This is a genomic window from Maribacter aquimaris (genome assembly GCF_014596745.1).
GTDB lineage: Bacteria > Bacteroidota > Bacteroidia > Flavobacteriales > Flavobacteriaceae > Maribacter_A > Maribacter_A aquimaris.
Genome location: NZ_JABTCF010000003.1, coordinates 220,122 through 234,746 on the forward strand (window position 1 = coordinate 220,122; position 14,625 = coordinate 234,746).

Genomic DNA, 14,625 nt, shown 5'->3' on the forward strand with positions numbered 1-14,625 from the left:
AATGAAAAATTTAAGAATATATTGCTTGTTGTTAGTCTTATTTGCCTTCCAATCTTGTAAAGAAGAAAACTTTGGTAGGTTAAAATTAAATGCTGACTGGAAATTCAAAATAATCGATGAATCCAAGGATTCAGAAGTGGACATCCACACCTTAAAGTATGATGATTCCAAATGGAAAGCCGTCAACTTGCCGCATACAGCCAACATTGAGCCCTTGACGGTTAATAATCAATGGCAAGGGACCTGTTGGTATCGCAAGGTATTCAATGTGCCAAAAGACCATACCGACAAAAAGCTGTTTTTAGAACTTGAAGCCGCCATGAATTACTCAAAAATATGGATAAACGGGATTGAGGTTTCAGAGCATAATGGCGGTTACCTTCCTGTGGTGGTGGATATTTCAAAATACATCAAAACAGGAGTCGATAATGTAATTGCCATTCGATTGGACAATACGGATAACATGGTAACCGGGCCAAAACCATTAAAGCGATTGGACTTTAATATGTATGGTGGCCTATATAGAAACGCATGGTTGACCACAAAAGGTAAAGTTTATATTTCCCATCCTGTTTTGGCGAATAAAGTAGCAGGGGGTGGAATTTTCATCACCTATCCTTTAGTTTCAGAAAAGGAATCCGTAGTAAACATTAAAACACATGTAGTAAACGAATACAAGGAAGAAAAATCCATAGCGCTAATCCAATCTGCTTATTTCAAAGGTGAATTGGTAGAAGAGCATACATCCTCAAATGTAATCGTCGAGGCTGAAGCAGATATAGAAATAACGGATCAATTTTCTATAATCAACGCCGAATTATGGTCTCCCAAAACTCCCAACCTATATAGTTTGGAAACTAAAGTTGTTATCGATGGGGAGGTAGTGGATAAACAGACAACACGTTTTGGCATTAGGGAATTTACCTTTAAAAACAAACAGCTATACATCAATGGGGAGCAAACATTTTTACGAGGTGTAAATCGGCATCAGGAATATCCCTTTATTGGCTATGCCTTATCTGATAATGCCCAATATCGGGATGCTAAGAAAATCAAAGATGCTGGCTTTAATTATATAAGATTATCCCATTACCCCCAATCACCGGCATTTCTTGATGCTTGCGACGAATTAGGATTGGTTGTGATAGATGCAATAATGGGGTGGCAGTTCTATAATGACACCGATTCCTTTAGGGAATATTGCTATCGTTCGGCATCAGAATTAATACGAAGGGATAGAAATCGTCCTTCGGTAATGGCATGGGAAGTATCTTTGAATGAGACCCAAATGCCAGTATTCTTTATGGAGGAATTGGATAGGATCGTGCATGCCGAATACCCCGGGGATAATGTGTATTCCTGTGGATGGATGGATGATGTGTACGATATCTACTTACAAGCACGTCAGCATAGGATTCTACACCCTAAAGTATTAAAGGAAAACCAACCCTACTCCGTTTCGGAATATGGCGATTGGGAATATTATTCCAAAAATGCAGGATTAAACCAAGACAAACTTCCAAACAATGTTCGCGATGAAATGAGTAGTCGGCAACTCCGGGCATTTGGTGAGCCCAGATTATTACAGCAAGCTTATAACGTACAAGAATCGCATAACGACAATTTAAACACTGTTGCGTATTCCGATAGTTATTGGGTTATGTACGATTACAACCGTGGATATCATGATAACATTGAGGCCTCTGGAATAATGGATATTTTCAGATTACCAAAATTCGGCTACTATTTCTATCAAAGCCAAAGAGCTTTAAGCGATGGACCTGTTTTGAAAATCGCAACCTATTGGAACGAAAAATCACCTACAGATGTAAAAGTATTTTCTAATGCAGATGAAGTTAAATTATACCTAAACGATAAGCTCATCGCTTCACAAAAACCGGATTCAGGTAAGAATACGGACAAATTAAACCACCCTCCCTTCACTTTCAACGTTGGCGCATTTAAAGCGGGAACATTAAAGGCTGTAGGATTCGTCGATGGCAAGGAAGTTTCTCAAGATGTTGTGAAAACACCGCAAAAAGCGACAAAACTGAAAATATGGTTAGACGAAAGCGGAAAGGCCCCTGAAGCTAATCTAAACGATGTGCTGTTCCTTTATATAGCCGCTATTGATGAAAATGGAACAGTGATACCCGATTTTTCCGACAAAGTCAATCTAAACATCAATGGGGATGCAGAGGTTATGAACCTTGGTGAAATTAAAGCCGAAGCAGGAATTGCCACGGCATTAATTAGAATTGGAACTACAAAAGAAGCTGTTAGTATTACCGCAAAATCCGGAGGGTTAGATGGGGAATTCGATTTTACGATTCAGTAATCCTTATAGTTCCTAGGTTTCTGGGATAAAAGGCAGCGTTAAAGTCAATAAAGACATGTCTTAACCGCCCAAATCAAACATTGAATATGCTGCGAAGCTGATAATGGCCGACTATGGGCCCAATTCCATACTACCTATTCCCCAATTGTTAATTTACTGTTAAGCACATATTATTTACTCGTATATACATGATTAATCTAAAAAAATCCAAATTTTATCCTATCAAATAACGAATAATACCCATGAACATTTCTCTCCATACTATTCCAATGAAATTTTATGCAACGGTCTTGTTTGTGTTGTTCATATCATTTTCGGTTTGTAATGGCCAAGTAATCAAGGCAGAGAAGATTTTATTCGAAACTGGAATAGCGGGGGACGCTACCCCGGTTCTTGTGGAAAGAATTCTTAAAGCGGATAAAAATCCAATCTCTGAAATCAAATTTGAAAAAGGAACGTATCACTTTTATCCTGACAAAGGTTTTGAAAAATTTTGTTACCTATCAAATCATGGTGATCTAATGGTAAACACACCATTTCCCATACTCAATATGGAAAACCTAACGATAGATGGTCAAGGTTCTACGTTTATTTTTCATGGTGTGGTCATTCCTTTTCTTATTGCCGATAGTAAGAATATTATAGTAAAAAATCTTTCTATAGATTGGCAAGATCCTTTTTATAGTGAAGGTTTGATCGTAGCCAACGATGAGAAGAACAAGACTTTTGATATGAAAATATCAGAAGAGTACCCTTACGACATCCGTAATGGTCAAATCTTTTTTATCAAAGAGTATTACCAACATTCCTTGGGACAATCCATATTATATAACCCAAAAAGAAGGGCGATTACCTTTAATACTGAAGTTTACACCCCAATTACAACAAAATCAAAAACATCAAAGACGTTTAATTTAGACAAGATTCAATATAAGTATGAATATGATAAACGTGATCTAGGATTTAAAAATATTGGATTTGAATACGGTATCACTGTTGAGGAATTAGAACCTGGTTTAGTCCGGGTATATGGTCATAAAAAGGAAATGCCTCCCGTAGGCCATATTTTAACCATGAAAGGGGAACAGGGATTAAATCGTGTGGCGCCTGCATTTAGTGTGGCACATACTATCGGATTCAGTGCAAAAAACATCAATGTCCACCATGCGGGTGGCATGGGTATGATTGCCGAAAACTCCGAAGACCTCATTCTCGACAACTTTAATGTTACACCATCACAGGGACGTATGGTATCCACTACCGCCGATGCAACCCACTTTGTTGGTTGTAGGGGTAAAGTGGTATTAAAAAATTGCACCTTCGAAAATCAATTGGACGATGCTTCCAATATCCATGGTACGTACCAAAAAATTGTGGATGTACTTGATGAATATCGAATAGGCGTCAGGATGGGGCACCATCAACAAAAAGCTTTTGTCATTGGACAGCCTAATGACCATTTAGGTTTTGTTCGATTGAGTAATTCATTTTTCCCCTATAATAAAACCACGATAAAAAACATTGCGTATATCAATAACAGATATCAGATCATAACACTGAATGAAAAGTTACCACAAGATGTACAACCTGGGGATTTGGTCGAAAATCTTGATGGCTATCCCGATCTTTTAGTTCAGAACTGTATTATCAGAAATAATAGAGCCAGGGGATTATTGATTTCAAATCCGGTAAATACGGTTATTGAAAACAATTTCTTCAGTACGGAAATGGAAGCAATATTGATGCCTGTCGAAAGTGGCCATTGGTATGAATCCGGAAATGCCACAAATGTCATCATTAGGGATAATGTTTTTCAAGATTGCCAACATAGTGGTTTTAATAGAGGTGTTATCCGGTTTGATACGGACGACGACAATGAAAACATTGCCTTTAAGGACATTAGTATCATTAACAACACATTTAACCACTTTGATAATTTAATTCTAGAGGTCACGAATACCGATGGATTAAAATTCACGAATAACACAATCACCCATTCAGGAACATTTCCCCTGCTTTACCCTAGCAATCCTGCCGTAAGAATAGCATATTCGAAAAACATGAACATCGATAAGAATATTTTTAAAGGAAAAGAAAAAACCGATTTATTACTAGAGATAGACGGTTCAATGTCAAACTTAAAATAACTTAAACAACTAACTCAATGAAACTACACTATGTATCCAAAAATCAAAATGCGGTTCTATTAAAAGAATACTTATCTGAATCAAAATAATCAAAGAAACTAAATGCTTTCGCAATGAAAGAATATAAAACTAATACTCATCATCCAAATTTTAATAAAAAACTAATTATATGAAACTAAAAAAACAATTACTAGCTAATAAACTACTGAGCCGGTACTTGCTCATTACTTTATTTTTATCCTTGTATACCACCCCTGAGGCACAGGCCCAAGAATTGAGCGTTTCAGGAACGATTACAAGTGCTGAAGACGGACTTCCTATTCCAGGTGCAACCGTAATAATCAAAGGAACTACGATAGGTACCATATCCGACTTTGACGGCATCTATTCGATCAATGCCACAACCGGCGATATATTGGAATTCAGTTTTATCGGTATGGAAGGTCAAAGCATACCAGTTACCGGAACCGAGTTGAATATATCACTGGTCACCCAAGCCGAAAGCTTGGACGAAGTTATTGTGATAGGATACGGTACGGTTGCCAAGAAAGATGTTACCGGTTCGGTAGCCTCCGTAGACACCAAAAAACTAGCTAAAACGCAGACCACCTCTATAGCACAAGCAATACAGGGAAGGGCTCCCGGAGTTTCGGTCACCAAGAACTCAGGGCAACCAGGGGCCTCTCCCAATGTTAGGATCAGGGGTATTGGAACAGTGAACAATGCAGATCCCTTATATGTTGTAGATGGTGTCCCAATTAACGACATTACCAACATTAATATGGACGATGCCAAATCCATAGAAGTCTTAAAAGACGCATCGGCTACAGCCATCTACGGATCCAGAGGGGCAAATGGGGTTGTTTTGATTGCCACAAAAGGTGGTGGTAAAAATAAAAAAACTGCAATCTCCTATAAAACTTATCTAGGCGTAGAAAATAGGATAGATAATTTAGATGTAATGAATGCGTCCCAATGGGCCACGCTTTATAATGAAGCAAGGGTAAATGATGGTAATGCTCCAGAACCCGCTTTTGCAGACCCATCTTCATTACCCAATTACAATTGGAAAGATGCCGTTTATAGAACAGGTACAATACAAAATCATCAGTTATCAGCTTCAGGAGCAAATGATAAAATGTCTTATTATGTCTCTTTTGGAAAGCTTTCCCAAAAAGGAATCGTAAATAACACCTCTTTTAAGCGAACTAATTTCAGGGTAAACAATACGTATCAAATAAGACCTAATATTAAAATTGGACAAAACATACAATACTCTAAGTCCAAATCCAACTCGGTAGCGGACAATGGAAGTAATTCTAATTTTAAAACACCGTTTATTGGTTATGTTGTAGATCCTGTTTCTCCAATATTCAATGATGATGGTTCTCCTGCAAGACCATTGTATTCCACAGAAGTTCGAAATCCAGTTGGATTGACGATCTTTGAACAAACACCACTTACCAAAGAAAATTTTTTAGGAAACGTGTTTTTGGATGCAACGATTTTTAATGGGTTGACATTTAGATCTAATTATGGATTGGAAATCACCAATACCAAATCGGATAACTTTAAACCTGCCTATTTTATTTCCGCAGAGCAAAATCGTGCTATAAATGAATATTCTTTGCTCCGTGCAGAAAACAGGGTTTCTATCTGGTCCAATACTTTAAATTATAAAACCTCCCTAAATGAAAAGCATAGTATTAATGCTTTACTAGGACATGAGACGCAAAAGTTGGATTTTAATAATGTTACAGCGTCCCGTACTACTATTCCCAATGGAGTCAGCAATCCTACCCTTGGATCCGGAGCCGTTGATTCCTCAAGAAATGGGGGTGTTATCTCCAGTTCTGAATTACTATCCTTTTTTGGTCGATTAAACTATAATTATGACAATAGGTATTTATTTACTGGTACCTATAGAATTGATGGGTCATCCCGTTTTGGTGAAAATAATAAATATGCGGCTTTCCCTTCTTTGGCCTTGGCTTGGAACTTACATAATGAGTCTTTCTTTAAGGTTGATGCCATCAACCAATTTAAATTTAGGGTTGGTTGGGGTGAAACCGGAAATCAAAACATACCCAATTCTGCAATATTCAGTACCCTAAGTACCAGTGAAAACTATTTATTAGGACAAGATGAGACCACGACAGTAGGTTTAGGGCCATTAAGACCAGGAAATCCCGATTTAAAATGGGAGACTACCACTACTACCAATGTTGGTTTGGATTTGTCTTTTCTAAAAAGCTCGTTCACTTTTACTGCGGATTATTTTATTAAGAATACCACAGACATGTTATTGGAATCCCCAATTTTGGCCACCTCAGGATATTCCTTTAACCCTACTGTGAATGCAGGTGAAATACAGAACAAAGGTTTGGAGTTTTCTTTAAATTATAAAAAGAAAATCAACGAATTTTTCTTTAGCGTTGGCGGTAATATATCTATGATCGATAATGAAGTTATCAGTTTGGAAAATGAAGGCAGTATTATCTCGACAGGAAGCGCGGGTAATGGGTATGTAGGCATCAGTAGAACCGAAGCCGGACGCTCTATTGCTTCTTTTTATGGTTATGAGGCCATTGGATTATTTCAAAACCAAGCGGAAATAGACGATAACCCAAGCCTTGGTGGTAATATGCCCGGTGATGTCAGGTATAAGGATGTAAATGAGGACGGCATTATCAATGATGATGACAGAACTTATATAGGCTCTCCCCTCCCCGATTTTGTTTATGCCCTTAATTTGGACATGAATTATAAACAGTTTGATTTATCCCTGTTTTTCCAAGGTGTTAGTGGTAATGATATTTTTAATGCTACAGGACCCATGTTAGAAGGCCAGATGGAAACAAACTCAAGTACAACATTTTTAAATCGATGGACAGGGGAAGGCACTTCCAATTCAGTACCTCGTGCCACCTTTGATGGATTTTCAAACAACATTAGATTGTCTAATAGGTTTGTTGAAGATGGTTCTTATTTAAGGCTGAAAAACGTTCAATTAGGATACACAATTCCAGAAAGTACGTTAGATAAATCGTTTATCGATTCGATAAGAATTTATCTGGCAGGTCAAAATTTATTTACGATTACCAATTATAATGGATTAGATCCAGAACTAGGGATAGACGAAACCCAAACGCAGGATGATAGCAATACCACTTTGGACATAGGAATTGATAGGGGTAGATACCCATCAAGTAGAACGGTTTCATTTGGATTAGATATTAATTTTTAAAAAGTATTACTATGAAAACATATATTAACACAATAAGAACATTAAAATACTTTTTTTGTATTTCTATACTGGCAAGTGCCCTTGTTTCTTGCGAAGATGATTTGGAAACCACAGCTTACGGACAACCTGTTGTTGAAGATTTCTATGAAACTCCCGAACAAGCCGAACAAGCCTTAGTTGCCGCTTATTCCGCTATGGGTGAATTGGCTGGAAGTGATTTTTGGGGTACTATGGGGACAGATATTATTTTTGGGGAAATAGGAACGGACGATTTTATCAAGGGAGGCCGTACAGCAGAAAATAATGCGCCTTTATTTCAAAAAGATAAATGGGCCGTTACTACTACGAATTCTGTTCTCGAACCTCTATGGAACGTAAATTATAAAGGCATTTTGTTTACCAACTTGGTTTTGGAAAATGTGCCAAATATTGTTTTTGAAGATGAGAACAGACAAAAGGAAATTTTGGCAGAGGCCCATTTTTTACGCGCATTTTATTATTTCGATTTGGTGAATTCCTTTGGAGGAGTCCCTATAATCGATAGACCTTTGGCCATTGATGAATATAATGTTCCAAGATCCACAAAAGTTGAATGTTACACATTTATAGAGGATGATTTAAAGGCCGCTATTGCCGATTTGCCATCAAGGCTTAATAGAGATGCCAGCTATATTGGACGTGCAGATAAAGGTGCTGCCTTGGGTATGATGATGCGCGTATCCTTATACCAAAATAAAATGGGACAGGTAGAAACCTATGGCAATCAATTATTCGCATTAGGTCATACATTAACACCGGATTACAGTACCATTTTCCAACCTGAGGGCGAGTGGAATTCGGGCTCACTTTTTGAGATTAATTTCACTACGGATGCCAGTATATTGGGTACAGGTATTCCAAGACGTGTTAATCCTATCAGTAATAAAGCTGGTGGATTTGTAAACGCAAGGGATGGTTTAAGAAATGAATATGAAGCCAACGATCCCAGGTTTGATGCCACCCTATATTTTGCCAGTCAGGATTACGGTACAGAATGGTTTGTACGCAAATATGCCTGGGCACCTTATTCAAATTATCAATTCCCTGATATTGGTGGAGTTAACAATAGTGCCAATAACGTAAGGTGCATAAGGCTTGCGGATGCATATTTAATGTATGCAGAGGCTATTTACGATACAAATCCAAGTATGGCTGTTGAGTATGTGAACAAGGTAAGAACAAGGGCAAGAGGAACAGAACCACTAACCGTGGTTCCTAACTTACCAACAACATTAAGCGGACAGGCGTTATTGGATGCCATATACCATGAGAGACGCGTAGAGTTGGCAGGTGAAGGACTTAGGTTCCATGATTTGGTAAGAACAGGAAGAGCGGAAGATATTTTAAGCCAATACGGTTTTGATATTAATACACACACGGTTGTTCCATTACCCGCTAACCAAATTACATTATCCGAAGGCGTTTTGACCCAAAACCCGAATTATTAAGCGAAGAAATTCGATAAAACCTCTTTTGAATTCAATTTCCCATCCCCTTCTTGGGATGGGAAAATATTCATGGGGTCGATATTTTACCCAAAGCCATTATACATATTGAAAATTTAATTTTATCATATCAAATCCAACATATGAAAAATTCCACGCATTCCCTATTACTACTATTAACGTCCATTTTACTTCTTGGTTTAAGTTGTAAGGATAAACCGGTAGAAAAGGCAAATGAAGTTGATGCCCCTTCAAAAAAACCAAATATTGTGGTCATTTATTTGGATGACTTAGGTTATGGGGATATCAGCTCCTATGGAGCAACTGGCCTGCAAACACCAAATATTGATGCTTTAGCGGATGAAGGTATTAAATTCACCAATGGTTATGCATCTTCAGCAACTTGTACACCGAGTAGATATGCTTTACTTACAGGGGTGTATCCATGGCGAAATAAGGATGCCAAAATATTACCGGGTACAGCGCCCCTAGTAATAAGTACAGAACAACAAACCTTGCCTAAAATGCTTAAGAAACAAGGTTATCAAACGGCAATCGTTGGTAAATGGCATCTTGGTTTGGGAACAGGAATGGTCAACTGGAACGAACGAGTATCCCCAGGGCCCAATGAAGTCGGATTTGATGAATCCTACATTTTAGCAGCCACTCAGGATAGAGTGCCCACAGTGTATATTGAAAATGGGCATGTTGTTGGTCTAGACCCCAAGGACCCCATTTCCGTTGATTACAAAAAGAACTTTGAAGGTGAGCCTACGGCAATTACAAATCCTGAAATGGTGAAAATGAAATGGCATCATGGGCATAACAATAGTATTGTGAACGGTATTCCCCGCATAGGATTCATGAAAGGGGGTGATTCCGCCAAATGGAGTGATATCGATATCGCTGACACTTTCTTGGAAAAAGCCCAAACGTATGTCAAAGAACATAAAGACAAACCGTTCTTTTTGTATTACGCCTTGAATCAGCCACACGTACCTCGAACACCGAACCCAAGATTTGTCGGAAAATCCGGAATGGGACCAAGAGGGGACGTGATTTTGGAAGCGGATTGGTGTATTGGCGAATTCATGAAAACCTTGGATAGTGAAGGAATATTGGACAATACACTTGTTATTTTCTCCAGTGACAATGGGCCGGTACTCAATGATGGGTATTATGATGATGCCGTAGAGAAATTAGGAAATCATGATCCCAATGGCGGTTTAAGAGGAGGAAAATACAGTCTGTTCGAGGCTGGTACAAGAGTACCCTTTATCACCTACTGGAAAGGTAAGATCCAACCAGCAGAATCCAATGCCATTGTTTGTCAAATGGATTTATTGGCCTCCTTGGCCGACCTGGTCGGTACAAAAGATAATACTACTGATAGTCAAGACATAATGGATGTATTCTTAGGGAAAAGTAAAAAAGGAAGGGATAATCTAATCATTGAAGCTACCTCTAGAACGGCTTTGCGAAGTGGCGATTGGTTATTGATTCCCGCATACAAAGGCGTCAATTATAGGGAAAAAGTAGGCATTGAAGTGGGTAGCTTTCCCGAGTTTCACCTATATAATCTGAAAGAAGATATAGGGCAGAAACATAATCTCGCCAAATCCAATCCACAGAAACTTGCTGAAATGATTCAAGAATTTGAAACATTAAGAGGTAAGGACTATAGCCTAAATGTAAAGGACGTAAAGTTTAGATAATAGTAAAACTGTGGTAATATTTAAAAAAATGAAGACCAGATTAATGGTACTAACTTTTTCGCTCGCGCTAGCCTCAAGTTCAGGTGCCCAAGAAAAGAAAGAAATTAAACCAATGAATCATCAGCCAAATATCATTTACATTTTAGCGGATGATATGGGAATTGGAGACTTAGGGACTTACGGACAAAAGAACATCCAAACACCAAATCTTGATAGAATGGCAGGCAATGGAATGAAGTTCACCCAACATTACAGCGGCGCTGCTGTGTGTGCCCCTTCCCGTTCAACTTTAATGACGGGCCAACATACGGGACATACACCAATCAGGGGAAATAGGGGAGCTGGACATAATAGGGAAGGTCAAGTACCAATTCCCGCGAATACATTGACGCTTGCCGAAATCTTGAAAGAACAAGGGTATGTAACCGGAATGTTCGGGAAATGGGGGCTTGGTTTTAATGAAGGAGATCCCAATAATCAAGGATTTGATGAATTTTATGGTTATAATGACCAAAAATTAGCCCATCGTTATTATCCTGCCTACGTAAATCATAATCAAGAAAGGGATTCCCTTAAAGGAAACGATTGGACAAACAAAGTCACCTATGCACCGGATAGGATTCAAGAAGAAAGTCTAAAATTCATTGAGGGGAATAAAGACAAGCCTTTCTTTGCCTACATTCCTTTGGTTTTACCCCATGCAGAGTTAATTTCCCCAAACGATTCAATATTCAAATTATACGATGGCAGGTTCAAAGAAACCCCATATACTGCAGACAATAAATATACTTCGGATTACGGTCCGAATATAGTAATACATGAATTTGCACCCGTTGAGAAGCCATTGGCAACCTATGCTTCCATGATAACAAGACTTGATGCCTATGTCGGTCAAATTGTAGATAAAGTAGCGGAATTAGGTCTTGCCGAAAATACCATTATCATGTTCGCTAGTGATAATGGCCCTTCCTTGGAAGGTGGCACCAATCCCGATTTCTTTAATAGTAACGGACCTTTTAGAGGATATAAAAGAGATTTATATGAGGGCGGAATCAGGGCTCCCTTTTTGGTTGTTTGGCCAAATAAAGTGAAACCGGGCAGTATAACCGACCATGTATCAACATTTTGGGATGTATTGCCAACGTTAACTGAAATCACCAATTCCAAAACCCCCGATTTTATTGATGGTATTTCTTTTCTACCAACATTATTGCAAGATAATACGCAACAACAACACGACTATCTGTATTGGGAATACAACATAAAAGAAGGAAGAAAAGCAGTGAGAAAAGGCAATTGGAAAGGTGTTTGGTACAAAATGAATGCAAAGGAACCTGGTTCTTTCGAGCTTTACCATTTGGCCGACGACGTAGCTGAAAACAATAATGTCGCGGAAAATTATCCTGAAATAGTCACAGAATTAAAACAAATTATGAAGGAGGCCCGTACGCCATCAGAACTGTTTCCTTTTAATCATAATTAAGTATTCATATCAAAACAATAGTTCTTTAAGGAACATATAATCATGATGCAATCACAATTAAAAACACATCCCCATCGACGGTATAACATCCTAACGGGTGAATGGGTATTGGTTTCCCCACACAGAACCAAAAGACCATGGCAAGGTAAAACAGAATCTTCCCATAAGAAGGAAGCGGTTACTTATGACCCTGAGTGCTACCTCTGCCCTACCAATACCAGAATCAACGGGGAAATTAATGAGGACTATAAAAACACTTTCGTTTTTAAAAACGATTTCGGAGCCTTATTGGAAGACACCCCCCTTTTCGATTATAAGGAAGGATTACTCCATGCCGAAGGTGAAAAAGGGGTTTGTAAGGTTATTTGTTTTTCCCCCAACCATTCTTTGACCATTCCTGATATGGAGCTAACCGATTTAGTCACCGTGGTTAAAACATGGCAAAAAGAATTCACGGAACTGGCGAATGCTTCTGAGATCAATTATGTTCAGATCTTTGAGAACAAAGGTGCCATCATGGGATGTAGTAATCCACATCCCCATGGTCAAATATGGGCGCAGCATTCCATACCAACCGAGATAGAAAAAAAGACGAATACGCAAAAAGCCCATTATCAGAAAGAGGGAACCAGTTTATTGCAAAAATATTTGGAACAGGAACTCGAGGATGGGTCCCGCATTATCTCACAGAATGACAGTTTTGTGACCTTGGTTCCATTTTGGGCAATCTGGCCTTATGAAGCCATGATCGTACCAAGAAGGCAAATGTCCAACATCCTTGGCTTAAGAGTCCAAGAAAGAGAGGATTTCGCACATCAATTAAAAACATTAACACAGAAATACGATGCGCTATTTGACACGTCGTTCCCGTATTCATCAGGAATACATCAAGCACCTACCGATGGAAAGGAATACAGTGAGTGGCATTGGCATATGAGTTTTTACCCTCCCTTATTACGTTCGGCAACCATTAAGAAATTTATGGTAGGATATGAAATGTTCGCCATGGCACAACGGGATATTACACCTGAATTGGCGGCTGAACAATTAAAATCTTTGTAATCAAATGAAAGAAGCAACATTTAATCCAAACAACTGGGATCTAATAGTCGACTCCCCAGGAAGAATAAACATCATTGGCGAACATACAGATTATAATAATGGTTTTGTGTTGCCGACAGCTATTGATAAAAAAATACAATTCAAATTTAAAAGGAACGATAGTTTACATACCTGTAATATCCTTAGTAATAATTTCAATGCTAGTTTATCCTTTGATCTTAATACGGTCAGTAAGAGCGACAAACAATGGGAAAACTATATTTTAGGGGTTATCCATGAAATACAACAGTTGACCGATAAACTTCGGGGTTTTGATTGTGTGTTGGACAGTGACATCCCCGTAGGATCTGGTATCAGCTCGTCCGCTGCCTTGGAATGTGGGTTGGCTTTCGGGTTGAATGAATTATTTGATTTAAACCTTTCTAAACAGCAGATTGTAGAATTGTCCCAACGGGCTGAACATAATTATGTTGGGACCAAATGCGGAATCATGGATCAATTCGCTTCGGTAATGAGCAAAAAAGGCCATGTGATTTTGCTGGATTGTCAATCGTTGGATTATGAATACGTCCCTATTGAAATTGAACCCTATAAACTACTCCTGTTAAATACCAATGTTTCCCATAATTTGGCATCAGGAGAATATAACATACGAAGAAGTCAATGTGAAAAAGGAGTTGAAATCATTCAACAAAAATATCCAGAGGTAACCTCCTTAAGGGATGTATCCTTTGACATGTTACAGGAATTCAAATCCGATATCCCTGAAATCGTATTCAACAGATGTACGTATGTTGTTCAGGAAAAAGACCGTGTTTTAAGCTCTGTCAAAGCCTTGAAAAAATCACAGTTACATACATTAGGGGAATATATGTACCAGACCCATGATGGATTACAAAACCTGTATGAAGTAAGCTGTCCGGAATTGGATTTTTTAGTTGATTTTTCCAAAGAATACAATGAGGTTATAGGAGCTCGAATGATGGGAGGAGGCTTTGGAGGTTGCACCATTAATATAATCCATCAGGATGCCGTTGAACATTTTACCCAAAAAGCATCTGAAGCCTACTTTAAAAAATTCAATATAAAACTTACAGGCTTTGAAGCAATGCCCTGTGAAGGAACCAATATTAAACTAGCATAAACCAA

General features: G+C 38.4%; 8 protein-coding genes. All 8 read left to right on the forward strand.

The window, feature by feature from the left end:
• Nucleotide 1: 1 nt before the first annotated feature.
• Nucleotides 2–2,338: a glycoside hydrolase family 2 protein gene (locus HPE56_RS06975; protein WP_188243050.1), complete on the forward strand. Its 2,337-nt coding sequence runs from the start codon at nucleotides 2–4 to the stop codon at nucleotides 2,336–2,338.
• Nucleotides 2,339–2,607: 269 nt separating this feature from the next.
• A complete protein-coding gene (locus HPE56_RS06980; protein ID WP_223170228.1) occupies nucleotides 2,608–4,485 on the forward strand; it encodes a right-handed parallel beta-helix repeat-containing protein in 1,878 nt (625 codons plus the stop codon).
• Nucleotides 4,486–4,654: 169 nt separating this feature from the next.
• Nucleotides 4,655–7,732 carry a SusC/RagA family TonB-linked outer membrane protein gene (locus HPE56_RS06985; protein ID WP_188243051.1) on the forward strand — a complete coding sequence of 1,026 codons (3,078 nt, stop codon included), beginning with the start codon at nucleotides 4,655–4,657 and terminating at the stop codon, nucleotides 7,730–7,732.
• Between the two features lie 11 nt (nucleotides 7,733–7,743).
• A complete protein-coding gene (locus tag HPE56_RS06990) occupies nucleotides 7,744–9,219 on the forward strand; it encodes a RagB/SusD family nutrient uptake outer membrane protein (protein ID WP_188243052.1) in 1,476 nt (491 codons plus the stop codon).
• A gap of 140 nt (nucleotides 9,220–9,359) precedes the next feature.
• Nucleotides 9,360–10,931: a sulfatase family protein gene (locus HPE56_RS06995; protein ID WP_188243053.1), complete on the forward strand. Its 1,572-nt coding sequence runs from the start codon at nucleotides 9,360–9,362 to the stop codon at nucleotides 10,929–10,931.
• A gap of 28 nt (nucleotides 10,932–10,959) precedes the next feature.
• Complete coding sequence (locus tag HPE56_RS07000) at nucleotides 10,960–12,414, forward strand: arylsulfatase (protein ID WP_188243054.1); 1,455 nt, start codon at nucleotides 10,960–10,962, stop codon at nucleotides 12,412–12,414.
• Nucleotides 12,415–12,459: 45 nt separating this feature from the next.
• Nucleotides 12,460–13,476, forward strand: a complete 1,017-nt coding sequence (locus tag HPE56_RS07005) for a UDP-glucose--hexose-1-phosphate uridylyltransferase (RefSeq protein WP_188243234.1) — start codon at nucleotides 12,460–12,462, stop codon at nucleotides 13,474–13,476.
• Nucleotides 13,477–13,480: 4 nt separating this feature from the next.
• Complete coding sequence (galK, locus tag HPE56_RS07010; RefSeq protein WP_188243055.1) at nucleotides 13,481–14,620, forward strand: galactokinase; 1,140 nt, start codon at nucleotides 13,481–13,483, stop codon at nucleotides 14,618–14,620.
• Nucleotides 14,621–14,625 lie beyond the last annotated feature (5 nt).

Bases quoted from the DNA above. Each gene is read 5' to 3' on its own strand.
- HPE56_RS06990 (WP_188243052.1), top strand. From the start codon at position 7,744: ATGAAAACATATATTAACACAATAAGAACATTAAAATACTTTTTTTGT.
- HPE56_RS06995 (WP_188243053.1), top strand. From the start codon at position 9,360: ATGAAAAATTCCACGCATTCCCTATTACTACTATTAACGTCCATTTTA.
- HPE56_RS06975 (WP_188243050.1), top strand. From the start codon at position 2: ATGAAAAATTTAAGAATATATTGCTTGTTGTTAGTCTTATTTGCCTTC.
- galK (WP_188243055.1), top strand. From the start codon at position 13,481: ATGAAAGAAGCAACATTTAATCCAAACAACTGGGATCTAATAGTCGAC.
- HPE56_RS06985 (WP_188243051.1), top strand. From the start codon at position 4,655: ATGAAACTAAAAAAACAATTACTAGCTAATAAACTACTGAGCCGGTAC.
- HPE56_RS06980 (WP_223170228.1), top strand. From the start codon at position 2,608: ATGAAATTTTATGCAACGGTCTTGTTTGTGTTGTTCATATCATTTTCG.
- HPE56_RS07000 (WP_188243054.1), top strand. From the start codon at position 10,960: ATGAAGACCAGATTAATGGTACTAACTTTTTCGCTCGCGCTAGCCTCA.
- HPE56_RS07005 (WP_188243234.1), top strand. From the start codon at position 12,460: ATGCAATCACAATTAAAAACACATCCCCATCGACGGTATAACATCCTA.